The following is a 25,451-nucleotide window of genomic DNA, read 5'->3' as shown; positions in this document are numbered from 1 at the left end:
TCTAGTTCTAGTCCAACTCCCCTCCTTTTTTAAGGAGGGGTGGCCGCAGGCCGGGGTGGTAAACTCGTTGAACGACTCCTAGCTCTACATTTAATTCTACCAAATTTAATTCTACCAACCCTCAACCACCCCCTAGCCCCCTCTCCTAGGGGAGAGGGGGCTAGGGGGTGAGGCCACCGTAAGGCCACTTATATATGAACGATACCGATACCCTCCTCCACGAAGTCGCGCTTACTCTCTTTTCTGGCGTTGGGCCGCAACTTACGCGGCAGCTGATGAGCTACGGCGGCTCGGCCCGGAACGTGCTGCACCTGCCGCCGGGCAAGTTGCGCAAGATTCCGGGAGTAGGACCCGCCACAGTGGCTGTACTTACGGGTGCGGAACGTAGCACGGCGCTACGGCGAGCGGAGGAGTCGGTGCGGAAAGCGGAGAAAGACGGCGTGCAGTTGCTGTTCTACACCAGCAAGCAGTTCCCGGCGCGGCTCAAGCAGCTACCCGACGCGCCCGTGCTGCTTTACTACCAAGGCACCGCCGACCTCAACCATCCCAAAACTGTAGCCCTCGTCGGCACCCGCCAGGCCACCGACTACGGCCGCGAGCAAACCGAACGGCTGGTGCAGGGCATTGCCTCGCACCAGCCGCTAATTGTGAGCGGCCTGGCCTACGGCATTGACATTGCCGCCCACCGCGCCGCTTTGCAAGAAGGACTGGAAACCGTGGGCGTGATGGCCACCGGCTTGGACGTCATCTACCCGCACGCGCATCGCAAAACCGCCGAGAAAATGCTCACCCAGGGCGGACTGCTCACGGAATTCCCTTTCGGCACCCCGCCCGACAAATACAACTTCCCGGCGCGCAACCGCATCATCGCCGGCCTCGCCGATGGCACGGTGGTAGTGGAAGCCGCGAAAAAAGGCGGCGCCCTCATCACCGCCGACCTGGCTCAGGGCTACGACCGGGACGTGCTGGCCATCCCCGGCCCGCTCGGCTCGGCGGCTTCCGAAGGCTGCCACGAGTTGATCAAAACCAACAAAGCCGCGCTGTATTCCGAGCCACGGGATTTGGAGGAACTGCTCAATTGGGACGCGGCTCTGCATCTCAACGGCAAGTTCAAAGGCCCTACCAGCTACGACCCGCTGGATTTCACAACTGAAGAGTTTGGCCTGCTCACCGTGCTGCAAGCTGCCGCGGCCCGCGAAGAACACCTCGACGCGCTGGCCTGGAAAGCGCAGTTGCCCGTGCATCAAGTGGCCTCGCTCCTGCTGGGCTTGGAGTTTCGGGGGTTGCTTAGGGCGCTGCCCGGTAAGCGGTTCGCGTTGGTGTGAGTTGTATTCTTTCAGCTACCCCACGTTTCGGAATAGCCGCGTAGCGACGACAGGTTTGTAGCCTCAGATCGGTTCTAGAGGTAGCGCCGCGTAGCGGTGCCAGAGACGCCCACTGATCTGGCACCGCTACGCGGCGCGAGGTCGTTTTAGACCTGGGTTTCTACAATCCTTGAGCCGCTATGCGGCTGCTCCGAAACTGGAGTTAGCTAGAACTCCCTCGCAAACGAACGTTATACCGCAAGGAAAACAACAAACGACATTAAGCACCCGCACTCAACACTGATGCTTCTCTACAACGGCCAGTTGCTCCCTGAATCCGGCTTTACTCTGCCTCTGCCCAATCGGGGGCTGTTTTTCAATGATGGGTTCTTTGAGACGATGGTGTGGGCTGGTGGTGGCATCCGCTACCTGCCACACCACATAGCACGAATGCAGCAAGCCGCTGCCGCGTTGGGCCTAGAACTGCCTGCTACCCTAGCTTCAGCCGAAAGCCTGACGGGTACGCTGAACCAGCTGGCTTCAGCTACAACGGAGCAGCCGGAGACTAGCAGTTCCTACCGAATACGCTTGCAACTATGGCGCGCCGGCGGTGGGCTGTACGCACCCGAAACGTCGGCCGTGAACTGGCTGGCCACCGTCCGACCTTTTCAGGCTAATGATAGTATCATTTCCACCGCTGACTTTGCCCAAACCGTCCGCATCCAACTTTCACCGGTATCCTTTTGTAAGGGGCCAAACAGCTTGATCTACGTGCTAGCGGCACGGGAGCGGCAGCAGCGGGGGCTTGATGAGCTATTGTTGCTGGACGCGGCGGGCCACGTAGCGGAAAGCGTAGTGGCGGCGGTGTTTTGGATTAGGGACGAGCATCTCTTCACGCCACCGCTTGCCACTGGCTGCGTGGCCGGGGTGCGGCGGGCACATCTGCTGCAAGTGGCCCGGCAGCGTGGTATTGTAACGCACGAAGTACTGGCCGGGCCGGAAGAGCTAGCGGCAGCTGAAGCAGTGTTTACGGCCAATGTGGCCGGTATCCGGGTCGTTCACCGGCTGGGGTCAATAGTACTGGAGCCAGAGCACGAGCTACTAATGCAACTGCGGCACTGGGAGACGAAGGAACAGCAGCCTTAGCGCGTGGGGGCGGTCGGGCGAGAGCGTAGTTTCAGCCAGCCTTCCTCAAATTCGACTAAATCTTCTTCTGTTACATCGTTGATAGCTAACACTTCGGCTCGACTTTGCTGCTGCGCATCAAGAGAATAAAGTGCTATCCAGGTCCGATGCTGACGCGACAACGGCTTGGGTTCAATGGGACTGGTACGGTGATTCATAGCCGCAGCTACGCAGCTACGGTCGAGTTTAGATTTTCAAACTGATATTAAATTTTTCGGTGATATAGGTTCTTGGTTCGATCTAATAATGTCGAGCTTAGTAGGAGCTTGGCGGTGGGCTTTGCATCCTGATATTTACACGGCTACCGGTGCCTTAATGGCGGGGTGCGGGTCGTAGTTTTCCAGGCGAAAGTCCTCGTACTGAAACCCAAAAATATCCGTCACTTCGGGGTTGAGGTGCATTTGCGGCAGCGCGCGGGGTCCTCGACCAAGCTGGGTGCGGGCTTGCTCCAAGTGGTTGCTGTAGAGATGGGTGTCGCCGCCGGTCCAGATGAACTCGCCGGGCTGCAAGCCGGTTACCTGGGCCATCATCAGCGTGAGCAAGGCATAGGACGCAATGTTGAATGGCACGCCCAGGAACACGTCGGCGGAGCGCTGGTAGAGCTGGCACGAGAGGCGGCCATCGGCCACGTAGAACTGAAACAGCGCGTGGCAGGGCGTGAGGCGCATTTGCGGCAGCTCGGCCACGTTCCAGGCAGATACCACCATGCGGCGCGAATCGGGCTGGGTACGGAGCAGGCGCACCATTTCCGCAATCTGGTCGATGTTCTGCCCATCGGGGGCGGCCCAGCTGCGCCATTGCTTGCCGTAGATGGGTCCCAGGCTGCCGTCGGCGTCGGCCCACTCCCGCCAGATGCTCACGCCCACTTCTTCGAGCGAGTTGTTGTTGGTATCGCCGCGCAAAAACCACAGCAGCTCGTGGATGATGCTCTTCAGATGCACTTTCTTGGTGGTGACGAGCGGAAAGCCTTCCTGCAAATTGAAGCGCATCTGGTAGCCGAATACCGAGAGCGTGCCCGTGCCCGTCCGGTCGGTTTTGCGGGTGCCGTGGTCGAGAATGTGCTGGAGAAGAGCGTGGTACTGGCGCATGAGCAAGAGTAAGGAAAGACGAAAGCAGGAAGCCCGGCTGCTGGTAGAGCACCCGTCGCGAAGTCAAAAATAGGGAAAGCCAGCCGTTGCCACAGCTCACCCCGCAATTCTAGCTGTCCGAGCTGGCTTGTGCTATTTTTCTGGTTGCTGACCGTGGTGTTGCATCTTGGACAAGCGGCGTTTCACTTGCTATGGCTTGCCAAACCCTAATGAGCAACAGCAGAAACTTGGCGAGAACAGGTTTACAAGTGGTGGCCTGCCGTAAGCACACCCGCTATTTGCTGGCATTATCTGAAGCAAAAACTGTCTCTTAATCTCCCTACTTAATAGCATCTTTAGGCCCCCAACTATCCTTCAATGGCCCTTCGTGCACCTGCGGCGCTGCTTATTATCCTGCTTATCAGCACGAAAGGATGGGCGCAGACGGCTACCGGTGCCGACCCCGCTAAGCCACCCGCCCCGCCGCCGCAACAGCAGCTGACCGTGCGCGTGACAGTACCGACGTTGGTTGGGGTGGTGAGCGACTACGCGCAAATCCTGCTCTCCCGCGAAAAAAACAAGCTAAAGACGCTCACCAGCAAACGCGAGTCGCGGACCGCCAATCCGGTGATTGTGTTGACGGTCAATCTTCCCAGGGGCTGGGGACCGAAGAAACGTGAACCAGGCTCCGAAAAAAAGTAACTTAACCCGCCGTGCGCTTCAGGGACCGAGCTAAATAGTAGGTTCCGGTTCGTTTCGCACTCTTCTCTCCTTCCATACTGCGTCTGCACAGGTTCTGCTTATGAGCGTCGACGGTACCGTTTTTTTCACTGTTCTGGTTGGACTACTGATCGTGCGGGCGCTGCGCCGGTTTTTCGATCTGCCAACTCGTATGCCCCGGTTGAACGCGCTGCTCAATTGGATCTGGGTACCGGGCTTGTTGCTGTACCTTTTCGCGCTGCTGATTCGCTGGAAAACCGACCAGTTGGATGAAATCTACCTGCTCTTCGTCCTGGGCGTGGTGGTGGCGATAGTGCTGCGGATTCTGAGCTATCGGCCCGCCCGCTCCATCCTGCTGGCGGTGCTACCCTTCATGCTCGTGGTGTCGGTGGAGCTAATCTTGGAGCTGGCGCGCAGCTCTTGGCTGAAGGAATACGATGATGGCTTCGACACGGCCGGTGCATTTTCCGTCTTCTGGCTAATTGCTTTCATCTTCATTGCCCGCAACCAGAAGAAGCATCTGGAAAAAGAGCGTCTGCTGCGGGAGGAGGAAGAGAAAGCCAAGCGACTCATTGAGGCACAAAATATAGAGCTGGAGCGGCTAGTCGAGGAACGAACGGCCACCCTTACCCAGCAAGCCGAAGAACTGCGCCGGGCCCTGGACGAACTCAAAATCACCCAGACCCAACTCATTCAAAGCGAGAAAATGGCCTCCTTGGGTGAACTCACGGCCGGGATTGCGCACGAAATTCAGAACCCGCTCAACTTCGTCACGAACTTCTCCGACGTGTCGGCGGAGCTGATTGAGGAGCTGGAAGAGGAACGCCAGCAACCCAATCGGGACCCGGAACTGGAAGCTGAGCTGCTAAGCGACCTGAAACAGAACTTGCAGAAAATAACGCAGCACGGGCAGCGGGCGGCCGGCATTGTACGGGGCATGCTCGAACACAGCCGGGCCAGCACCGGCGAGCGGCAACCCGTGGACCTGAACACATTGGCCGACGAGTACCTGCGCCTAGCTTACCACGGCCTGCGCGCCAAAGACAAAACCTTCAACGCCACGCTCACTACCAACTTCGACCGGGAGCTGGGCACCATCAACGGGGTTTCGCAGGACCTAGGCCGGGTGCTGCTGAATCTGTTTACCAACGCGTTTTACGCGGTGCAGAAGCAGAAAGAGCGTCACCCGGAAGGCTACGCCCCCACCGTGAGCGTGACCACCTGCCGCAATGCGGCGGGCAGCGTTGAGGTGCGGGTGCGCGACAACGGCACTGGCATTTCGGAGGAGGTACGCCAGAAAATCTTCCAGCCTTTCTTCACTACCAAGCCCACCGGCGAAGGCACTGGCCTGGGCCTCTCGCTGAGCTACGACATCATCACGAAAGGCCACGGTGGCACCCTCACGGCGGAATCGAAGGAAGGCGAAGGCACTGAATTCATTATCACGCTGCCACCTGGCTAGCCAGGGAAATAAGTGAATTCAGGTTTTCCGCTTCCGCTAACTCAGCCATTCTCCCAACACCTATTTCAACTAGCTTTGTCACTGATGAAAATACTGGTAGTAGACGACGAAACTGACGTACGCACGCTTTTTGAGCAGCGCTTCCGGCGAGAAATTCGCAGTGGGCAGTTTTCCTTTTCATTTGCTTACTCCGGCGAAGACGCGCTGACCTACTTGCACGAGCACGCCTCGGAAGTGGTGCTCATTCTGTCCGACATCAACATGCCGGGTATGAGCGGGCTGGAGCTACTCAAGCGCATCAAGCAGGAATATCCGGCCCCGCCCCCCACGCCCCCGCAGGTGATGATGATTACGGCGTACGGCGACGATGAGAGCTACCAACAAGCCATGCAGCTTGGGGCCAACGATTTCCTCACCAAGCCCGTCGACTTTGCCGCCCTCAAAGACAAACTGACCTCGCTCGCCAGCCATGAAAACTAAGATTCTGGTCGTAGATGATGAAGCGGATTTGGAGCTGCTCATCAAGCAAAAATTCCGGCGCAAAATCCGGGAAAACGTGTACGAGTTCGTGTTTGCCAGCAACGGCCAGGAAGCCCTGGACACCGTGCACGCCCACCCCGATCTGGACATCATTCTCTCCGACATCAACATGCCGGTGATGGACGGCCTGACCTTGCTCAGCAAGATGCCCGAGGCCAACCCCATCGTCAAGACCGTGATGGTATCGGCCTACGGCGACATGGAAAACATCCGCACGGCCATGAACCGCGGGGCGTTCGACTTCGTGTGCAAGCCCGTGGATTTTCAGGACCTGGAAGTAACGATGGAGAAAACCGTGCAGCAGGTGCGCCAGCTGCGGGAAACGCTGCAAGCCATTCAGGAAAACAACATCCTGAAGATGTACGTCGACGAAACGGTGCTCAACTTCATGGGCCGGCCGGGCTTCGAAAACAAGCTCATGGCCAGCGAAACGGTGGAAGCCACGGTGGTCTTCATCGACATTTGCGGCTTCACGGCGCTGTCGGAGATACTGGCGCCGGCCGACGTGGTAACTATGCTCAACACCTACTTCGACCAGATGGTGAAGGAGATTATCGCGCAGGGCGGCTACGTGGATAAGTTCATGGGCGACGCCGTAATGGCCGTTTTCCGCGGCGACTACCACCTCGACCGCGCCGTGGATGCCGCCCTGGCGGTGCGCGCGGCGGTGCACGCCAACCAGGACACGCTACCCGACGGCAGCTCGTACCAGCCGCAGGTAAGCATCGGCATCAATACCGGCGAAATGGTGTCGGGCAACATCGGCTCGGCCTCGCTCAAACGCCTCGATTACACCGTCATTGGCGACACCGTAAACGTGAGCCAACGGCTGCAATCGGCGGCCCAGCCCGGCCAGATCATCGTCACGGAAGCCACGTACCAGCAGCTGAAAGAGTCGTTTCAGTGCCGGCCTATCAAGGAAGTTACCTTGAAGAACAAAGCGCAGCCCGTCATGATCTATGAGGTAGTGGCGTAAGGCTGAGCCTCTAGATGTAGCGCGGCAATCCGTTCCGCACATGAGCTGTAGGTGAGTTCCTAGGCGGTTGCGCTAGTGGCGCGGGTGTAATTGTTCAACGATGCGCGAAGCTGGAGCTTCGCGCTACTGGGGGAACTGCATTTTCTCGTTTTGCTGGCGCAGGCGCTTGCAAAGCACCCGCAGGATGTTGCGGAGCACCTCGCTCCGCTCTTCCATCACGTCGTAGAAATCCTCTTGGTCGAGGCGAAACGCTACGACGGAGCTTTGCGCGACGGCCGAGGCGGAGCGTGGTTCGGCGTCGAGCAGGGCCAGTTCTCCGAAAAAGTCGCCCGAGCGGAAGGTGGCTAGCTGCTGCGCGCCGTTGAAGATGCCAACCTCCCCTTCCTGCACGATGAAGAGCGAAGTGCCCAGGTCGCCTTTCGCAAAAATCTGCTGGCCTTGCTCAAACGACACCTCTTTCATGATGGGCGCGATGCTGCTGAGCACGTTTTCGGGAGTTTCGGCGAAAAGAGCGGTGTGCTTGAGCAGGGCAATCTGCTCCGTGGTGGAAACGCGGGAGGTGGTGGCGTGGTGGCTCATGAGCAAAGAGGATAAAGAAGGCTGCGCGGCCAGCAGTTGCTGGTACTCCTGGGGCGCGGCTTCGGCGAAACGTTCTAGCGCGGTTACGGCACTCTGCTGAATGAGGCGGTTGGGGCTCTGCAAGTGGGGCAGCACCTGGCCCACGGTATGCAATTGCGGCTCCCACTCACTCAGAGCCGTACTGATGGTCCAGTCGGTATAGGCCTGCTCGCCCCGGTCGATGATGCTGGGCACGATAGGCGTGGGCGGGTTGGGCGGACCGAGCAGCACTTCGAACCGGCGCGCTTTCTCGGTGGTAGGCGCCACGTCGAGCAGGGTTTGCAGCCCTTGGTACACCGGCCGCGGAATGAGGTTGTCGAGCATTTCGAGGGCGTTGGCCTGCCGCTCGCGGGTGGCGTGGAGCACGCCCCGCTCGGTGTCCGTAATGATCTGGGAGGGGTAGAGCCGCCGCAACAAACCAAATATGCGCTGCTGGTTCCGGCTCAGCTCATAGTCCAGGCTCGTGCGTAGGGTTTCGCTGGCCGTGGTAGCCTGTCCCCGCACCAAGTGCTGAGCCAGGCGCATTTCTTCCTGCACCAAGGATCTGAATACTGGCTCATCGGCCCCAACTGGCTCGAAATCGCGCAGGGCCCGTAATGCGGCTTCCCGGCGAAATAAGTGCGGCAACTGCGCCAGCGAAACCAGCGCGGCGCGGCTGGCGGGCTGCCGCACGTGTCCGCACAGCTGCGCTACCCGCCGAATCAGGGCCTCGTCGGTGCTGGTGCGCAGGGTGTGAGTGAGTTCGGGCAGGGCCGCTTCTCCTAGTTGCAGTAGCTGCTCGGTGGCGGCGGGGCGGGTTACTTTGGTACTGAGGGCCTCAATGAGAGCCTGAATGGCCGCTGAATCGGGAATGGCGAGGGGCGGCTCGGTAGCGCCGTCGATACTTGCTTCTTGCGATGTACTGGCTACCTCATCGGCCGGGGCGAAACGGCGGCCGACGGCGTGCTGAAGCTCGGCGAGGTAGTGGTTGTAAGTGCGGTAGAGCAGGCCTAGTGCGGCAACCGTCAGCAGTGCCATCCACCCGAACGTGAACTGCTGGTTGAGCGCCGGCTGCTTGTGGAAAGCCAGCAGCAACAGGCCGGCCAAAGCCATGCCTAGCGGCTCATAAACGCCTTTGGCCAAGGTGTGCGCCTGCAACCGTTCTGCGGCGGGCAAGGGCTGAAACAGGATCAGAAATACCGGATCGAACACGGCCCGGCGCAGCACTTCCAGCGCCAGGAACAGGCCGCAGAAATACAGCATCAGGCTGTCTTCGGAGCTGCTTGATGGCAATAATGGCAGCAGCCCGAACAAGCCCAGGCCCAGCAGCAAGGTACCGGGCAGCGCCAGCAAGGTGCCCCGAATACCTACCCGGTCGAGGGTTTGGCTGGTGAGAAGCAGCTTGAATACGAGGGCCAGCAAGTACGTCAGGCCCAGCACGCTGCTCACGTAGCGCATCACCACCGACTGGTCGTGGAACCGGTGCTTAACGTTGACGAAGAAAGAGTACTCGATGCCGATGGTGACGGCCGCAATGGCCATCATGCCCAGGCACATGGACAGCACCAGGCGGCTGCTTCCGAACCACCGTTGCAAGCCGGGCGCAACGGCCTGGGCGCGTTGGCCGCGGGCCGCCGAGCGGGCTTCTACCACGTGGGAGCGGCCGGTGGCTTGCAGCACGAGCAAGGCGCCCATATAGGCCCCAAACGCCGTGAGCAGCAGCCACAGCAGCTCCGTATGATGATGAATAAGTACGGCCAGCACGGCCCCCAGCGCCTTGGCGGGCATGTCGCCGGAACTGATGACGCTGAACAGACGCCGGCTCTGCCGCACATCAAACACCACCGCCGAAACGCCCCAGAACTCCAGGTTGGTGAGCAGATAAATAACGCGGTACCCCGCCATGATGGCCACGGCCGCCGCCACCGAATGGCCCACGAATACCAGCACGCCCAGCACGCCGGTAAGCGCCACCACGGCCAGCAGAACCCGCACGGCCACGCGCTGCAACCCCCAATGGTGCTCGTAATGGGCGTACACTTGCCCCGCTCCTATCATCAGCAATGCCGCCACCGCGTAGGCCAGGGGTAAATTCCGCTCGGGGTTGTTTTCAAGCAGAATCACGTTGGCCGACACGTAGACCAGGATGGTGCCGATGCCCAGCAGGAAGTTGTGCAGGAAAAAAAGGCCCACCGTACGTCCCTCTTCGGGACGAATCCCCAGCAATTGCTGCCAACGTGCAAGTAGTGTCATCCTAGAAAAGCAGGTAGAAGCCGCAAGATAGTGGCCGGACGCGGCAGACACGGGTTTTTTCCTGTAATTACGGCCCTCTACTCCTGCTTACCCGCCCGATGGACCACCAACGCGCCGAAACCTACGTGCTAGCCCAGCTTCGCCAGCACCTCTCACCGGCCCTCACCTACCACGGCCTGCACCATACCCTCGACGTAACGGAACAAGCTAGTTCCCTGGCCGCCGCCGAAGGCATCACAGATGCCGAAGAACTAACCTTGCTGCGTACCGCGGCCCTCTACCACGATTCCGGCTTCCTGACCACCTACCAGGGCCACGAAGCCGCCAGCTGCGAACTGGTCCGCCAGGTGCTGCCCGGCATGAACTACTCACCCAGTCAGATCGAGTTGATTTGCCGCCTGATCATGGCGACGCAGATGCCACAAAGCCCCGCCAACCTCCACTTGGCCCAAATCCTCTGCGACGCGGACCTGGACTACCTCGGCCGCCCCGATTTCTGGCCCATCAGCCAAACGCTCTTTGCGGAGCTGCACACCCGCGGAACAGTCCCGGACGAAAAGACCTGGTACCAGATTCAGGTGAAATTCCTCAGCACGCATCACTATTGGACGCACACGGCCATCGCCCGTCGGGAAACGGCCAAACAGGTCCGCCTAGCCGAGGCGCAGGAACGGCTAGCGCAACTGGAGCTAGGATAAACCCACTTCTTTTCTGTCATCTTGACGAAGGAAGGACCTTATGGCGTTAGAAGAGCGTGCCTATCAGCGCCTCGTTCTCATCTCCTAAGGTCCTTCCTTCGTCAGGATGACAGCACGTAGAAACCCACTCGCTCCGTACGCTAAGCGTAGCCAAACTTGCTGTTTTCCCGGGCCTCGTCCGTGGGTTTTTCGGGGTTCTCGTCGGGCGCGGCGGGTTGCAGCGTGTCTTGCGGAAACACCAACGGCTCCGAAGAACCGTGCGCTTCGGCGCTGTTGAAATACATGCACGTCACCAAGTCGCCGTCCTGGGCCTGGACCCGCATGAGAGGGCCGCCCGTCGCGAGCCGCACCGTATCCCCGATTCTAAAAGCAGCCATATTATAATGTTGTTAAGAGCGGCAAAGCCATTCGCCATACGCTGCCCCGGCAATCCAACCTCCACGGTGGGCCTGCCGGGGCAGTTTTTCATACGAGCGAGAATCGTCTCGGTTAAGAACATGGTGCTTGAAACCTACGGCTACCGCTTAAATAGCAGCAGCGGCCCGTATTGGAGCCGCTGCTGTTTTCTTCTTGTGCTGTTCTACTGCGTTTTAGACAGCAGGGGCTTCTTGCGGCTTGTTTTCGTGCCGCTGCACTGCCACTCGAATGCGAGACGCCAAGCCGTATAGGCTATCGAAATTCCTGTTTGTAGCAGATTTTACTGGCCTTCGCGCACTAAGGGGCGAGAGTTGCGGTCCGCTTTTTTCGAGGGGGTGCGCTTGTTGGCTTTCATAAAATCCTGCGCCTCTTCGTAGATATCCGAGTCATGGTCGGCGGAAGCTAGTACGGCTTGGTAGTGGCGGCGGGCTGCCCCGAGGTCGTTTTCATCCGTCGCGATGTTAGCCAGGTTGAGGTTGGCGTATTGGTAGTAGCCGCTCTTCACCTGGTTCGTGCTTTCGGAAAAGACGATGCAGCGCTGGAAATAGGATTTGGCCTTGTCCAGGTCCTTATACTTGTTCTGCTGAATGAAGCCGAGATAGTACGTGGCGTAGCGGCCACTGAACCCATCGTAACCGGTTTGTCCCTGGTTGAACTTGTCCATGATTTCCAGGCTCACCCGCTCGCACTCCCGGAAGTCGCCCCGGTTGAAGCACTGCATGGCGTAGAGCCGCTGGAAATACGGGTTGTCGGGGTAGTCTTTGGCCAGGTTGGTGGTGATGGGAAAAGCGGCTTCGGTTTGGCCTTCCCGCTCGCTGGTCAGAATCTTCATTAGGAAGAACTTGGCTTCCGGGGCCGTATACACGGCATTATCGGCCACGTTGCGCAGTTGGAGCAGACCGAGCTCCTTATTGCCTTTGGGGAAAAACAGCAGCACCGGCCGCAGCCAGGGATATTCCTCCCCGATCCAAACGGCGTAGTAGTTGAACAAGGCTTGGCCGAAGAGAAACTCCGGGCTCAGGCCATTGGCTTCCTTGCTTTTTTCGAGGTAGCTCAGGGCCCGCTTGGCTTCCACCGTGGCCCGCGTCCAGTCGTGGCGCTCGGCGTGCAAGCGGGACGAAAAGCCGTAGGCCGCCGAGAGGAAGAAGCAGGCCTCGTAATTTTTGTGGTCTTGGTTGTACAGGGCTTCCGCTTTCGTGGTGGCCGTGTCCATGTAGGCGAAGAAGACCTTGTCGTACTGCTTGGTGGTGACGTTGGTGGGCAAAATTTTCCACCAGGCGCTGAGCCCCATCATAAAATACGGCAGCGGGTGCTGCCCGTAGCGCCGGCGCAACGACCGAAACTGCCGCTCGGCTTTGTCGAACTTGAAATTGTAGAGGTTAGTGACGCCCCCTTCGAGCTCGGTTTTGATGTCCGGGTTCATGAGTAGCCAGCCGCGGGTATCCACGGCGGAAGGTGCCACGTCCACGTTGGCCAGTTCGATGTTGCGCATGCTGGCCTTGGTGGTATCGGGCTGCTGCGCGAAGGCCGCCGCCGGGCTCAACAGGAAGAAAACTGGCAGGACGACCAGCCAACATAGTTTCCTAGCGAGATGTAGCAACGAAGATGAAGTACTAGGCAAGCTCATAGATAAGTAATCAATCTGGCACGGGCAGTTGGTGCAACGGTGGCGGTTAGCCTTGGGAGAATGGCAAGGAAAAACAAAATTGTACTAACTCCAGCCAAGCCGCGCTTGCTAAGACCACTAAAATACGTGATTTCACGACTTCCCCGGATATTCTCATCCGTTTGCCATCAACACGTTTCAGCGGGTTCCCAACTACACAACCTTACGGTTGCAGCGCGTGACGGGGTTGTGCTCAAACAAATAAAAGATGGGCGTGCCGTGCGACAAAGCAGATTTGGTTGGTTTCACCAAAAATTCGCCGCTCAACTAACACCCCTCAGTTACCCGCTGCTAAATTAACTAACTTCAACCGTTCAGCTAGCATCCTTCCCAAATTAGTACCGTGTTGCCAGGCAGAAACTCATCTTAGGATTGTTTCGGGAAGACTAGCTCTTCTGAGCAACTGCTACAGCAGGCCGTGTTCGCCGCCCGCGTGTGGCACGGACTTCAGTCCGTAGCCTCGTAAAATGAAAGTTTGCATTCCGCACCAAACTCTGCGTTTGGCATCAGCAAGTGACCTACGTCATGGACGCCAGACTGACGGGCTACGGACTAAAGTACGTGCCACACGCGGGCAGCCAATGGGTACTCGAAAAACAAAAAGTCCTGCCTAACGGCAGGACTTTTCTTCCAAAGTGCAGACTCAATTTACAGCGACTTCGTGGCGGGAGCCACGGCCGGCGCGGGCGTTACGGCGGCGGTTTTAGCTCCCTTCTTGGCGCAGCACGAAGGCGTGCCACCAAGCGTTTTCGCTTCGGCGGAGCATTGCTCTTTCTTCTTGCCTTTCTTAGCGGCCTTGTCGCCCTCATGGGCAGAGGCGGTACCAACGAAGGCAAACAGAGCGAGGGCGAGCAGGGCGTTTTTCATGAAGACAGAAGTTGAGATGAATGGAAACAAATGCTGGAAAACAGTGGTTGGCTTTCGGCCGACTCTAAGGTAACAAGTAATTGGATACAAGTACTCAGTAGCTAGACCCTGATTATATCGTCGACCTACCTACTCAATACCAACGTCTCGCTACTTAGAAAAAGCGCGAAGCTCCAGTTCCGTGCTGTAGTTGGCTGGGCCACCCGGCCTGTTTTCCGCTCCTTTCGTTAACGAAGCGCGAAGCTGGAGCTTCGCGCCACCGTGTATGCCGCTTCGTCGCCTCAGTTACCTTACCCTACTCGCGCTGGGCCTGCTTTCGGGCCTGGCGCTGTTTTTTGTGGCGCAGCTGCGCTTCAACTACAATTTCAACGACTTCTACCCCGCCGGCGACCCTGACCTCGACTACTACTTACAGTATTCCGGGCGCTTCGGCAACGACAACGACTACGTGCTACTGGGCCTCGAAGCCCCGGCCGGCCAAACCGTATTCGAGCCCAAGTTTCTGACGCGGGTAGATTCCCTGACGCGCTTTGTGCAGCAGCGCCGGCATGTGGTGCACGTCACGTCGCCGACCAACGCCACCAACCCCGTCGTGGAGGGCCTGGGCGTGTTCAACGTGCCGTATCTGCATCCCGAAGACCCCAGTCGCCGCGCCGCCGATTCGGCGCTGGTGTACCGCACGCCGGGGCTGGTGGGCAACCTTATTGCCAAGGACGCGCGGGCCGTAACCATCCTCTTCCAAACCACGCCCAACCTCAGCAAGCCCCCCGGCGACTCCCTCCTGACGGCCGTGCGCACGGAGCTGGCGCGGCAGGGCTTCGCCGAAAGCCAGGTGCACCTGGCGGGCAAGATGGTGGCGCAGTCGGTGTTTGTGGACCGCCTGCAAATGGAGCTGGCCGTGTTTATGAGTTTATCGGTGGTGCTCGTGACGGGGCTGCTGTGGCTCACGTTTCGGACCTGGTGGGGCGTGGTGCTGCCGCTGGTGGTGGTGCTCGGCGCCATTGTGTGGGGCCTGGGGCTGATGAGTGCCTGCGGCGTGAGTATCGACCTGATGACGGCCCTGCTGCCGGTGATGCTGTTCGTGGTGGGCATGTCCGACACCATTCACATCATCACGCGCTACGTGACGGAGCTAGGCTACGGGGCCAGCAAGAAAGACTCCCTGCTCATCGCGCTCAAAGAATCGGGCTTCGGCTCGGGGCTGTCGGCCCTTACCACCAGCATCGGCTTCTTCACGCTGATGACGAGCACCATCCGGCCCATCTACAACTTCGGGCTGTTTACGGGCATTTCGGTGCTGCTCACGTTTGTGCTCAGTTTCACGCTGCTGCCGGCCATGCTGCTCCTGCTGCGCAAGCCGCAGCTGCGGATTCCGCGCCAGGAAGGCCACAGCTGGGACGGCGTGCTGGGCCGCCTGTTTCGGACGGTGCTGGCTCGCCGGCACTGGGTGGTGGGCGCGGGCGCGCTCATTCTGATTCTGTCGGTGGCTTCGGCTTCCCGCATCCGCATCAACTCGGCCTTGCTCGATGACCTTTCCAAAAACGACCCGGTGAAGCTGGATTTCGCGTTTTTCGAGCGGCAGTTTGCGGGGGTGCGGCCCTTCGAGCTGGACTTGAAGCCAGCCGCGGGCCGCGATATCTACGACCTGGCCGTGCTGCGCGAAACCGAGCAGATTGAAGCCTATTTGCAGCGCACGTACGGCCTTAACTTCGTGGCCTCGCCGGTCACCATTATCAAGTCGGTGCGCAAGGCGCTGAACGGCGGGTTGCTGAGCGAGTACCGCCTGCCCGACTCGGAGGCCGAGCTGGCCCGGCTCACGCGCAAGGTGAAGCTGTTTCGGAAGAAGCCGGAGTTTCGGGCGCTGGCCCTGCCTGATGGTACTGAAGGCCGTCTCACCGGCCGCATGCCCGACGTGGGCAGCATCCGGGCCGACGCGCTAAACGCCGACCTGCGCCGCTTCCTGCGGGCCGAAGTCGACAGCACCGTGCTCCGAACCCGCCTCACCGGCTCGGCCAACCTCATCGACAAAAACAACGAAAACCTCACCCTGAACATGATTACGGGCATGAGCATCGACATCGTGATGGTGACGCTCATTGTGTTGGCGCTGTTTCGGAGCCTGCGCATGACGGCGGTGGTGCTCATTCCCAACCTGGTGCCCATCCTGATTGTGGCGGGCGTGATGGGCGCGGCCGGCGTCAACATGAAGGTGAGTACCAGCATCATCTTTACCATTGCCTTCGGCATTGCCGTCGATGATACCATTCACTTCATCAGCAAGCTCAAACTGACGCTGGCCAAGGAAACGAGCCTGTTTCAGGCGGTGCGCAAAACCTACCTCATGGCCGGCAAGGCGGTTATTGTGACGTCGTTGATTCTGGTGGGCGGGTTCTCGACGCTGATATTTTCCTCGTTTGACGGGACATTTTACGTGGGGCTACTGATTGGCCTGACGCTGCTGTTTGGGGTGGTGGCCGAGCTGACGCTGCTGCCGATTCTCATTCTGTGGTTTTACCGACATCGGCCCAAGGAGATTCGGCAGCCGGTACCGGCTTTGGAAGGATAAAAGTCTTGGCTGAGGCACGCCGCTGTACGACCTTTACGCCACCACCCGCCCGATTACCTTCCATGTCGAGAGCCGCCGCCCTGAAACAGATACTAATCTACGCCGGTAAGTTGGCCTACACGGTGGCTGTGCTGGCTCTTTTTATGTTTGTCCTCAAGCGGATGTGGGGCGACGAGCTGGTGGAAGTGGATGCCTCTACCGCACTAAAAGGGCAAATCACGAAGTGCGACGTGAATCGCCAGCACTACTACTGGTACTTGAACAACGAGCCGGTGCGCTACGACTTGTGGTCGTTTGTGGCCGGCGATTCGGCTACCCGGCAGATGCAGCGCGAAGTGCTGGCCCGCAACAAAGACAACATCTACTATTACAACACGCTGGCCTACTACCTGAGAACCGGCGCGCGGCTCCGAAAAACGGCTAATTCTCCCCTCATCACCGTAGTGCAGGATAATAAAGTCACGGTGTGGACGTACGAGCGGTAGTTGCTCGTCCTTGAAAACCCTGCATCCGCCATCTTTGCTGCATGATGAAATGCCTGTTGCCCGCGCTGCTTACCCTTTGCTACTCCGTGGCCGTTGCCCAAACGCCCGCCGACTCCTTATCTGCCGACCCGCTGACGCCGCTTATTAGGGAGCGGGAGCTAATGGTGCGGCAGTACGAAGCCGCCAACGCCCAGCGCAACAGCCTCTTCGGCAACAAGCCCAGCAAGAAAGACCTGCAGGAAGTAGTCGATGCCCTGAAAGGCATCATCCGCAAAGACACCGAAATCGTGCGCGCCGTGCAGGCCAGTTCCTTGCGCCGCACGGCTGCCGTAGTGGCCGAAAACCAGCAGGCCAAGCAGAAAATCGTTGTGGCCCAAACTGACCAAAGCAGCACCCAGCAACGCTTCTACGATCTGGAGAATCAAATTCAAAACCTTGAAATCCGCGACAAGCAGCGCCAGAAGAAAATGCAAGAGCTGCAAGCCACCGCCGACGAAGCCACCGAAGCCCGCAGCAGCCGCGAATTATTAGCCACCGGCCTGGCCATATTGTCGGCAGGCTTGCTGGCGTACGTGGTGAAGCTGCGTGGCCAGCGCCGGCCAGTAGCCGCGAAGCGCAGGATTAAGGATTAAGAACTACCACTTGAGCTAGGAAACTAGCTCCCCTCTTTTTTTAAGGAGGGGTGGCCGCAGGCCGGGGTGGTTGACTAGAGCTAAAGAATTAGATCTAGATACCGTTCAACGACTTTACCACCCCGGCCTACGGCCACCCCTCCTTAAAAAAGGAGGGGAGCTAGTTTTAGTTTCTAATCCTGAACTTAGCCTCTGCCGCCTCACTACCCAATGCTCACTCCCGTCGCCGATTTTCTGACTTACGCCGAGGCGGTGGAGCTATACCACGCGTTACAGGAAAATGGCGTTACGGCTTTAGCGAAAACCTGCGGGCCGCCATCCTTTCCCTACGGTGATGGAATGTACTATCAACTGCTCATCGAAGAAGAGCAGGCGGCCGAGGCGCGGGAAGCCGTGGCCGAATTCAAGCAGCGCCGCGCCGACGGGCCACCCCTTCGCTGCCCCCGCTGTAGAGCGCTGGAAGTGAAGTTGGCAACGCGGCCGGCCTGGTGGAAACGGCTATACTACGCCGGCACTACCCTCTACAAATGCCAGAATTGCGGCGCGGAATTTCCGGTCTGAACTGCTACTTTGCCCGCGTATACCGTTCCGCTCCGGCGGACCTAACCGTGCTCCGAGTTGACCTGGACCGAAGAACAAGCCCGCGCCCTCATTACCGACTCCGGCACCCTGAAACGGGGCCAGGAATTGGCGGCCCCCGCCAAGTGGAGCAACCTGGGCCAAACCGACACCGCCGCCTGGGGCGAGTGCAAAGGTTCCGGCGCTAAGCCCTACCAAACTGGCATCGACCTCACGGAGCCAGCCTTCAAATGTTCCTGCCCTAGCCGGGTGTTTCCGTGCAAGCATGGCGCGGGGCTGCTTCTGCTACTGGCCCGCCAACCCCAGCTGCTGAGCGACACCACCGTACCGACGTGGCTGGAAGACTGGCTCACGAAGCGGCAGCAAACCCAGGAAAAGAAAGTCACCAAAGCCCCTGCAAAAGCGGCCGACACCACCTCCACTGAGTCTGGGTCAACGGCAACGGGCACTGACGGGCAGGCACCGGGAGCTGATGCGGTGGCCCGTCAGAAACGCGAAAAGCAACGGCTAGCCCGCATGATGACCGGCGCGGCCGAGCTAGAAGCCTGGCTGCTGGACCTCATGCGCGCCGGCTTGGCCGTGGCCAAGGGCCAGCCCCGCAGCTACTGGGAAGGCCCGGCCGCCCGGCTCGTCGACAACCAACTGCCGGGCCTGGCCGCCATTGTGCGGGAGCTGCCGGCGCTCTGCCACGTGGGAGCCGATTGGCCGGAGCGGCTGCTGGGCCGCCTCGGCGAGCTGTACGTGCTGGTGCACGCCTTTCAGCGGCTGGAAGAGCAAAGTCCGGCCGCGCGCGAGGAAATCCAGCAGCAAGTGGGCCTTACCATCAAGAAAGAAGACCTGCTGGCCCGCCAGCCCGCCGTAGCCGATGAGTGGCAGGTGCTGGGCCTACACGTGGAGGAAGAAGAGCGCCTGACCGTGCGCCGGGCCTGGCTGTGGGGCCGCCACACGGGCCGTTACGCGCTGGTGCTCGAATACGCGTTTGGCGGGCAAAGCTTCGCGACGCCGCTGGCACCCGGCGCCTGCTACAATGGGGAACTGGTGTACTACCCCGGCCTGCTGGAGCTGCGGGCCGTGCCGGTTTCCTGGACGCTGGCGCACACTTCAACTCTCGGGGTGCCTCCCGGCCAAAGCCTGACTGAATTGCTAGACACCTACGCCACGGCCCTGGCCCGGCACCCCTGGCTGCGCGAGTGGCCCGCCACGCTCACCAACGTGCTGCCCACCTACCTTCCCGACGGCACCTGGGTCTTGCACCACGCCAACGAGCCGGAAGCCCTGCCGCTGCGCGTGGCCGAAGACTCGGCCTGGCAGTTACTGGCCCTGAGCGGCGGCCGCCCGGTCTCCCTGTTTGGCGAGTGGGATGGCCGGGCCTTCCGCCTCCTGGCGCACTGGCTACCGGAAACCGAAGCTTCTTTCGTTCCCGTCGCAGAATCTGAGTTGACCCCATGATGCCCTCAACCTCCCCTCCCACGGCTAACCCGGCTTTGCAGTGGCCGTCGTTGCTGCGTGTGGCCTTGCTTGGCACCCGCCAAAGCCCGGATTCGGTCCCGGCGTTCCTTGGTACGGCCACGCCGGAGCCGGTTGCGGCCACTGATGGTCGGGAGCAGCAGTTGCTGCTAAGTGCTGGTGCGTTGGCCTTGATGCGCCGCGCCGGCTACCAGCCACCCGTAGCGCCCGAACTTGCTCCGGCGCCCGCCAAGCCCGACCCGCAGCCTACGTTGGGTTCTTTAGGCGCCGACTGTTTGCGCCGCATGGTGGTCGATTCCATGTTCCTGGATTTTCTGCCCGACTATTTGCGGCAGGTGGCTGCCATTGGCCGCCGCGTGCCCAACGACCTGCTGGCTCCCTTGCTGCGCCACGCCACTCGTTCTCCCGAAACTACGGCCGCGCTGCCGCCGGTGCTGGGCGTACGAGGTCGGTGGCTGGCGGCCCTCCACCCCGAGTGGCGCAATCTGCTCGGCCCACCCGCCGCGCCGCCCACTGCTGGCCCAGATACGGGCCCGGACCTCAGCACCTGGGAAACCGGCACCTTGGCCCAGCGCCGGAACTGGCTGCAAGAGCAGTTTGCCCAAGACCCCGATTCGGCGCGGGCCCTGCTCCTGGCCACGCTGCCCACCGAGCCCGCCAAAGTGCAGGAAGCCTTCCTCGAAATCCTGGCCGACCACCTCCACCCCCATGCCGAGCCCGTGCTGGAAACGCTGCTGCGGGCCCGAGGGCAGGAAGTACGCCGGCAGGCAGCTACCTTACTCGTGCGTCTGCCCGGCGCGGCACTGAGGGAGCGGCTCTGGGCCCGAGCTGAGCACCTGCTCCAGTTGAAGCGCGGCGGGCTGCTGAACCTGGGCAAATCCTCTTTGGAAGTCACGCTGCCTACTACCTGGGACAAAAGCTGGCTGGCCGACGGTATTGAAGAGCAGAACATCCAATACGCCTACCACGCCGGCGGCCCTAAATCGGTGCCGCTGGGGCCGAGTGGCATTCGCCTGGGCAACCTGCTGGCCCTGCTGCCCCCGAACCGCTGGACCACCCATTTCGACCTCCCGCCCAGCGAGCTGCTGGAGTTGGCGTTGGCCTCGGAGTGGGCGGTACCGCTGCTGCCTTGCTGGGCGCAGAGCACGCTCTTGCACGCCGATGTTGATTTCGCGGCGGCTTTTGTGAGTCTGTGGCTGCATAAGCGGCCCTCGTTGCAAAAGGCGCGAGTTGACCGCAACATCGGCTGGGCCGCGCTGACGGAGCTGCTGCCGGCGCCAGCTCGGCAAAACTTGCTGCTCAAGCCCATGCTGCTGCGCGTCCGGCGGCAGGAGCCCAATTGGACAGACGACCTGCTCCAAGTGCCCACGCCCTGGCCCCGCGAACTGACGGCGGAAGTCGTGCAGACCATCGGCGGCAAGCTGGCCAACTCCGCCTCCGTCGAGCGGTTTCACACCGACTTCTACCAGATCAGTTATTTCCTCAGCCAGCACCTGGCCCCGGCCGTGGATACTGCCGATGCCGCCTGGGTGGAAACCACGCTCCTGGCTCTACCTGAAGTTCACTCTACCTTTCAAAATAGCCTGCAAGCCATGCTGCAAACCCTCAACTTCCGCACCGATTTGGCTAACTCGTTGCTGGAAAGTTAGCCCATGTATGATGCCATTCCGAGCAGGTGGCGCATCAAGCCCGTGGTGAGGAATCTGGGGTTCCTGGCTGGCATTGCCTCAGATTCCTTGTGCTGCTCAGAACGAGAGTTCCAATCTTCAAAATCCTTCTTCTCATGTCCGAAACCACTGTACTCCGCCCGCACGCCGAAGATGTATACGCCGAAGAGTTGGCTGCCTTGCGCGCCGCCGACCATAGCCGGCCCAAGCCGCCGAACTGGCACCTCTCGCCCTGGGCCACCGTCACGTACCTGCTGGGGGGCAAGCTCGATAATGGCTTCGAGGTAGAGCCCAAGTACATTGGGCAGCGGCGACTGATGGAAATTGCCGTGGCCACTCTCGCCACCGACCGCGCCCTGCTGCTGCTTGGTGTGCCGGGCACGGCCAAAAGCTGGGTGTCGGAGCACCTGACGGCGGCCATTAGCGGGCGTTCCGACTTGCTGGTGCAGGGCACGGCGGGCACTTCCGAAGACGCCATCCGCTACTCCTGGAACTACGCCCGCCTCATTGCTGAAGGGCCTTCGCTGGGCGCGCTGGTGCCCTCGCCCCTATTCAAGGGCATGCAGGAAGGCCGCCTCGTGCGCCTAGAAGAGCTGACGCGCATTCCTTCCGACGTGCAAGACACGCTCATCACCATGCTCTCGGAGAAAGTACTGCCCATCCCGGAGCTTTCCACCGAGGTGCAGGCCGTGAGCGGCTTCAACGTAATAGCCACCGCCAACGACCGGGACAAGGGCGTAAACGAGCTGAGCAGCGCCCTGCGCCGCCGCTTCAACACGGTGGTGCTGCCCCTACCCAACTCGCTCACTGAGGAAGTGCGCATCGTGCAGACGCGGGTGGAGAAGCAGGGCAAGGCCCTACAGCTGCCAGTAGAAGCGCCGGCCCTGGAGCAGATTAGCCGCCTGGTTACCATTTTCCGGGAGCTGCGCGGGGGCGTAACCGAGAACGGCAAAACCAAGCTCAAAAGCCCTAGCGGCACGCTCAGCACCGGCGAAGCTATTTCGGTGATGAACAGCGGCCTGGCCCTAGCCGCCTACTTCGGCGACGGCAGCCTACGCGCCAACGACCTGGCCGCCGGCCTCACCGGCGCCGTGCTCAAAGACCCCGTGCAGGACCGTATCGTGTGGCTCGAATACCTGGAAACCGTAGTAAAAGAGCGCGATGGCTGGAAAGATCTGTATAGGGCGTGCCGGGAAGTGGTGGAGTAATAGATAATGACCCGCTGATGGCCCGCCTGCGGGAACTGGGGCCGCTACCAGACGCTGGTACACCAAATATTGACAATTTCCCACTGGACGAATTCGATGAACTGCTCCAACAATTCACCGAACCGCTCACGCTGGCGCACGGCATTGAACTCATCAACCTTGGTCCTCCAGCCAACACTGGAAGCCACGGAGTGGAATGGGCCTTGATACACCTCGTAGAGCTTCTTCCGATTGACCTTCTTCAGGACGCAATTTTGCTTTCGAGCGATACAGAAGTCAAGAGGCTTTTAGAAATCAGGCTGGCTAATTATCTCGAGAGCAGTAGCGAGTGATTGATGCATTTACGCAACTCACGAGATGTGGAAGGCATCGGTGAATTTCAATACTTAGAAACTCACAGTGGAAGCTTACAGTACCTGTTGACGCTTTGGTTAGCATAAGAACACAAGCAGTGGCAAACTGCATCCTTTACTATTCTGTCAATGGAACCCATCCAAACCTATTGGACAGCAGTAGCCAATGTTGTTGCCGAGCGCCCATTTGGACCAGGCGGCTTAGAAACCCGGCACGGAACCAAGCATTTCCGGCCGGGGGCCAAAGTGTATATCATTGATTGGTTTCCGGGAACGGCTACTGCTGTAACAGTTATCGGCCATCATCGCAAATCAAAGCAGTTGATGAAGTTGGTTGTTCGGGTCGATGTTTTGGAGCAGTTCCGCTCGAAAGTGTGTTACGCGCCAGCCGTTAACAGGCTAATTGCAGAACATTTCGCAGCAGAAGGCGGTCCGCATCGACTCACACGCGAATTTGTGGAGGAGTTGTGTGAAGTCTTACCAAAATGGCAAACCCCTCGGCAGCCTAGCAACCTTTAGCTGCTGCCTTCACTGGGAGGGGCTGTACCTTATTTTTCTAAGACAAAAAAATAAGGTACATCCTCTCTCACTGCTTGCGCGAGCTACTGCCACCACGCAACTTGGGGCAGCGGGCCGGCGCCTAGCATGACGGGCTGGCCGAGCTGGGGTGTGGTCATGGGGAGCAGGAGGCGGGCGGCTTCGATGGTGGCGCGGCGGATAGGGTCGTTCCAGGCGTGGTTGGCTTCGGTGAAGGCGCCCCAATGCACTGGCAGCATCACCCGCGCCCGCACGTCGAGGGAGGCTTGCACGGTTTGCTCAGGCAGCATGTGGATCTGGGCCCATTGCCGGTCGTACTGGCCACATTCCATCAGGGCCAGATCGAAGGGGCCGTGCTGGGCGCCGATGGTTTGGAAATGCGGGCCGTAGCCCCCGTCGCCGCTGTAGAACACGCGCTTATTAGCCGACTTCATCACCCAGGAGCTCCAGGAAGTGGAATTGCGGTTGGTGAGGCCGCGGCCGGAGAAGTGGCGGGCCGGTGTGCTCACGATGGTCAGGCCCGGCAGCTGCACGGAGTCGTTCCAATCCAGCTCCCGGATGCGCGCGGGCTCCACGCCCCAGGCCAGCAGGTGGGCTCCCACGCCCAGCGGCACGTAGAAATGAGCGGCTTTATCCTTGATGCGGCGGATGGTTTGGTAGTCGAGGTGGTCGTAGTGGTCGTGGGAAATCAGCACCGCGTCGATGGCCGGGAGCTGCTCGGCCGTGATGGGCACCCAGGGGTTGTAGCGGTTGGGCGTCAGCCAGGAGATAGGGCCCATTTCCTGACTCAGCATGGGGTCAATTAGGATGTTCTTACCCGCCAACTCCACGAGACTAGCCGAGTGCCCAAACCAGGTCACGCGCACCATATCGGCAGTTTTGCGGGTGATGCTGAGCGAATCGAGGCGCTGCATGGGCAGGGGTGCGGTGGGTTTTCTATCGGCGGATGATTTGCCGAACAGAAACTTCCAGAGCAGCGTGAAGGTGTTGCCTTCCGTGGTGAGGACCGTGGGAATAAGGTTTTGAAACTCGCCATCCAGATAGTGGCCCGATTTAGCGTAGGCTTCGCGCTGGGCTTTGGTGGGTTTGCCACCCAGCTGCGGACTCAGGTTGGCGAAGGCCACGCCTCCGACTAGCACGGTAGCGACTACAGTGGCGACCAATCGGCCCACTACTTTCAGGGTTTTGCTCATACTTACTCTAACGGGAAGGACACAAGAACCACGAGCCGCGGCACCATTGGACAGACGAAATGGTACGACGAATATTTTAACAAGTGGGCGTTTGGAGTGCGCTTGCTCCTTCTGCCGTACGTAGGAGTTTATCTCCCGCTGCAACCCTAGCCCTAGAACTGTAGCGCGGAAATCCGTTCCACGACGAGCAACGCGAGTTCCCACGGGGCGCAAGTGGCGCAGTAATGCCTACTCGCTTCACTCGTCGCGGAACAGATTTCCGCGCTACTCTCCAACTGGCTTACTTGAAAAGACAGCCCACGCCTCTGCTGCTCAAGAGCCACTATTACCCTTGTACAAGCAGCCTAGACCGGATACCTTGTCCCTTTCTTATCCCTTACCAATGGATGTCGCCCAGCTCCTCGCCCGCCTCGATGCCCTGCTGCAACAATGCCGGCCGGAGTATTACGCCACGCTCAGCCCGCCCGCTACGGAGGCGGAAATAGCGGCTCTCGAAACCGAGTTTCAACTGACGCTGCCGCCGGAGCTACGGCTGTGGTTTGGCTGGCACAACGGGCAGAAGGAATTTGATAGCTTCTTCGAGAACAATATGTTGCAGTCGGTGAGCAGCGCGGCGGAGACTATGCGCGTGAACCGCGAGTTGCTGGAAGCCGGGGAGTTTGAGCTGGAGAACTGGTGGGCTCCCGGCTGGGTGCCCTTCCTCGAAAACGGCGCCGGCGACCATGTATGCCGAGACTTGGAAGGCACCTTCACGGGCCAGCCCGGCCAGATTGTAGAGCACTGGCACGACTGGGAATTACGCAGCATATCTTTTCCCAATCTCACGGCTTGGCTAGCGGCCGTAGTCCAGGCTTACGAGCAAGCCACTGCCGCGGGCCAGCAACTCTCCGAAGACCAAGTTGTAGACCTGGAACCAGAACATCCGGCTGGGTTTCCGCAGGATTTTAAAGCGGGCTGACTTCTGCTACCCACATTACCGCTCCGTAGCCCAGGGGTTAAACCCTGAGCTATT

General features: G+C 59.9%; 24 protein-coding genes. 17 read left to right on the top strand and 7 right to left on the bottom strand.

What is annotated here, in order from left to right; genetic code table 11:
- The first annotated feature begins 194 nt into the window (after nucleotides 1–194).
- Nucleotides 195–1,325 (top strand): DNA-processing protein DprA, encoded by a 1,131-nt coding sequence (dprA, locus tag ACYSMN_RS04200; RefSeq protein ID WP_488922595.1) that lies wholly within the window; start codon nucleotides 195–197, stop codon nucleotides 1,323–1,325.
- 282 nt (nucleotides 1,326–1,607) lie between these two features.
- Nucleotides 1,608–2,450: an aminotransferase class IV gene (locus ACYSMN_RS04195; protein ID WP_488922594.1), complete on the top strand. Its 843-nt coding sequence runs from the start codon at nucleotides 1,608–1,610 to the stop codon at nucleotides 2,448–2,450.
- Here ACYSMN_RS04195 and ACYSMN_RS04190 read toward each other — a convergent pair.
- Both ACYSMN_RS04190 and ACYSMN_RS04185 read right to left on the bottom strand, forming a co-directional pair.
- Nucleotides 2,447–2,647, bottom strand: a complete 201-nt coding sequence (locus tag ACYSMN_RS04190; protein WP_488922593.1) for a hypothetical protein — start codon at nucleotides 2,645–2,647, stop codon at nucleotides 2,447–2,449. The genes ACYSMN_RS04195 and ACYSMN_RS04190 overlap by 4 nt on opposite strands.
- 135 nt (nucleotides 2,648–2,782) lie before the next feature.
- Nucleotides 2,783–3,577 carry a thymidylate synthase gene (locus ACYSMN_RS04185; protein ID WP_488922592.1) on the bottom strand — a complete coding sequence of 265 codons (795 nt, stop codon included), beginning with the start codon at nucleotides 3,575–3,577 and terminating at the stop codon, nucleotides 2,783–2,785.
- Nucleotides 3,578–3,934: 357 nt separating this feature from the next.
- On the opposite strand from ACYSMN_RS04185, the gene ACYSMN_RS04180 reads away from it, so the two are divergent.
- The 4 genes from ACYSMN_RS04180 (at nucleotide 3,935) to ACYSMN_RS04165 (ending at nucleotide 7,254) form a co-directional block, all read left to right on the top strand.
- Nucleotides 3,935–4,258 carry a hypothetical protein gene (locus tag ACYSMN_RS04180; protein WP_488922591.1) on the top strand — a complete coding sequence of 108 codons (324 nt, stop codon included), beginning with the start codon at nucleotides 3,935–3,937 and terminating at the stop codon, nucleotides 4,256–4,258.
- 100 nt (nucleotides 4,259–4,358) lie between these two features.
- The gene (locus ACYSMN_RS04175) at nucleotides 4,359–5,738 is read left to right on the top strand and encodes a sensor histidine kinase (RefSeq protein WP_488922590.1); all 1,380 of its coding nucleotides are present in this window, start codon (nucleotides 4,359–4,361) and stop codon (nucleotides 5,736–5,738) included.
- Nucleotides 5,739–5,822: 84 nt separating this feature from the next.
- The gene (locus ACYSMN_RS04170) at nucleotides 5,823–6,218 is read left to right on the top strand and encodes a response regulator (RefSeq protein ID WP_488922589.1); all 396 of its coding nucleotides are present in this window, start codon (nucleotides 5,823–5,825) and stop codon (nucleotides 6,216–6,218) included.
- Entirely contained in the window at nucleotides 6,208–7,254 is a 1,047-nt protein-coding gene (locus ACYSMN_RS04165; RefSeq protein ID WP_488922588.1) for an adenylate/guanylate cyclase domain-containing protein, read from the top strand. The genes ACYSMN_RS04170 and ACYSMN_RS04165 overlap by 11 nt, the downstream gene beginning before the upstream one ends.
- 123 nt (nucleotides 7,255–7,377) lie before the next feature.
- Here the strand turns inward: ACYSMN_RS04165 and ACYSMN_RS04160 are convergent, their stop codons facing one another.
- Entirely contained in the window at nucleotides 7,378–10,104 is a 2,727-nt protein-coding gene (locus tag ACYSMN_RS04160; RefSeq protein ID WP_488922587.1) for a cyclic nucleotide-binding domain-containing protein, read from the bottom strand.
- Nucleotides 10,105–10,202: 98 nt separating this feature from the next.
- Here ACYSMN_RS04160 and ACYSMN_RS04155 point away from each other — a divergent pair, with 98 nt between their 5' ends.
- Nucleotides 10,203–10,802, top strand: coding sequence for an HD domain-containing protein (locus tag ACYSMN_RS04155; RefSeq protein WP_488922586.1), 600 nt, complete (start codon nucleotides 10,203–10,205; stop codon nucleotides 10,800–10,802).
- A 140-nt stretch (nucleotides 10,803–10,942) separates the two neighbouring features.
- Here ACYSMN_RS04155 and ACYSMN_RS04150 read toward each other — a convergent pair whose 3' ends face one another.
- The 3 genes from ACYSMN_RS04150 to ACYSMN_RS04140 all read right to left on the bottom strand — a co-directional run bounded on the left by ACYSMN_RS04150 (nucleotide 10,943) and on the right by ACYSMN_RS04140 (nucleotide 13,752).
- On the bottom strand, nucleotides 10,943–11,179 hold the full coding sequence (locus ACYSMN_RS04150; RefSeq protein WP_488922585.1) for a DUF2158 domain-containing protein: 237 nt from the start codon (nucleotides 11,177–11,179) through the stop codon (nucleotides 10,943–10,945).
- A 320-nt stretch (nucleotides 11,180–11,499) separates the two neighbouring features.
- Nucleotides 11,500–12,846 carry a tetratricopeptide repeat protein gene (locus ACYSMN_RS04145; RefSeq protein WP_488922584.1) on the bottom strand — a complete coding sequence of 449 codons (1,347 nt, stop codon included), beginning with the start codon at nucleotides 12,844–12,846 and terminating at the stop codon, nucleotides 11,500–11,502.
- A 687-nt stretch (nucleotides 12,847–13,533) separates the two neighbouring features.
- Nucleotides 13,534–13,752, bottom strand: coding sequence for a hypothetical protein (locus ACYSMN_RS04140; RefSeq protein WP_488922583.1), 219 nt, complete (start codon nucleotides 13,750–13,752; stop codon nucleotides 13,534–13,536).
- Between the two features lie 265 nt (nucleotides 13,753–14,017).
- On the opposite strand from ACYSMN_RS04140, the gene ACYSMN_RS04135 reads away from it, so the two are divergent.
- From ACYSMN_RS04135 to ACYSMN_RS04095, 9 genes are all read left to right on the top strand, one after another.
- Nucleotides 14,018–16,318 (top strand): efflux RND transporter permease subunit, encoded by a 2,301-nt coding sequence (locus ACYSMN_RS04135; protein WP_488922582.1) that lies wholly within the window; start codon nucleotides 14,018–14,020, stop codon nucleotides 16,316–16,318.
- 62 nt (nucleotides 16,319–16,380) lie between these two features.
- A complete protein-coding gene (locus ACYSMN_RS04130; RefSeq protein WP_488922581.1) occupies nucleotides 16,381–16,803 on the top strand; it encodes a hypothetical protein in 423 nt (140 codons plus the stop codon).
- Between the two features lie 41 nt (nucleotides 16,804–16,844).
- Nucleotides 16,845–17,435 carry a hypothetical protein gene (locus tag ACYSMN_RS04125; protein WP_488922580.1) on the top strand — a complete coding sequence of 197 codons (591 nt, stop codon included), beginning with the start codon at nucleotides 16,845–16,847 and terminating at the stop codon, nucleotides 17,433–17,435.
- A 210-nt stretch (nucleotides 17,436–17,645) separates the two neighbouring features.
- On the top strand, nucleotides 17,646–17,996 hold the full coding sequence (locus tag ACYSMN_RS04120) for a hypothetical protein (RefSeq protein WP_488922579.1): 351 nt from the start codon (nucleotides 17,646–17,648) through the stop codon (nucleotides 17,994–17,996).
- Between the two features lie 57 nt (nucleotides 17,997–18,053).
- Nucleotides 18,054–19,463 carry an SWIM zinc finger family protein gene (locus tag ACYSMN_RS04115; RefSeq protein ID WP_488922578.1) on the top strand — a complete coding sequence of 470 codons (1,410 nt, stop codon included), beginning with the start codon at nucleotides 18,054–18,056 and terminating at the stop codon, nucleotides 19,461–19,463.
- Nucleotides 19,460–21,130 carry a DUF5691 domain-containing protein gene (locus tag ACYSMN_RS04110; RefSeq protein ID WP_488922577.1) on the top strand — a complete coding sequence of 557 codons (1,671 nt, stop codon included), beginning with the start codon at nucleotides 19,460–19,462 and terminating at the stop codon, nucleotides 21,128–21,130. The genes ACYSMN_RS04115 and ACYSMN_RS04110 overlap by 4 nt, the downstream gene beginning before the upstream one ends.
- A gap of 134 nt (nucleotides 21,131–21,264) precedes the next feature.
- Complete coding sequence (locus ACYSMN_RS04105) at nucleotides 21,265–22,356, top strand: ATP-binding protein (protein WP_488922576.1); 1,092 nt, start codon at nucleotides 21,265–21,267, stop codon at nucleotides 22,354–22,356.
- Between the two features lie 17 nt (nucleotides 22,357–22,373).
- Nucleotides 22,374–22,688, top strand: a complete 315-nt coding sequence (locus tag ACYSMN_RS04100) for a hypothetical protein (RefSeq protein ID WP_488922575.1) — start codon at nucleotides 22,374–22,376, stop codon at nucleotides 22,686–22,688.
- A gap of 150 nt (nucleotides 22,689–22,838) precedes the next feature.
- Entirely contained in the window at nucleotides 22,839–23,228 is a 390-nt protein-coding gene (locus ACYSMN_RS04095) for a hypothetical protein (RefSeq protein ID WP_488922574.1), read from the top strand.
- Nucleotides 23,229–23,311: 83 nt separating this feature from the next.
- On the opposite strand, the gene ACYSMN_RS04090 is transcribed toward ACYSMN_RS04095, so the two are convergent.
- On the bottom strand, nucleotides 23,312–24,439 hold the full coding sequence (locus ACYSMN_RS04090) for an MBL fold metallo-hydrolase (RefSeq protein WP_488922573.1): 1,128 nt from the start codon (nucleotides 24,437–24,439) through the stop codon (nucleotides 23,312–23,314).
- A gap of 382 nt (nucleotides 24,440–24,821) precedes the next feature.
- Between ACYSMN_RS04090 and ACYSMN_RS04085 the strand changes: the two genes are divergently transcribed.
- Nucleotides 24,822–25,397, top strand: coding sequence for an SMI1/KNR4 family protein (locus ACYSMN_RS04085; protein WP_488922572.1), 576 nt, complete (start codon nucleotides 24,822–24,824; stop codon nucleotides 25,395–25,397).
- The last annotated feature ends 54 nt before the right edge of the window (nucleotides 25,398–25,451 follow it).

The sequence above is a fragment of the Hymenobacter sp. M1-2 genome (assembly GCF_057808495.1).
Note: the sequence above shows the minus strand (reverse complement) of the source record. Positions and strands in the feature narration are given on the sequence as shown.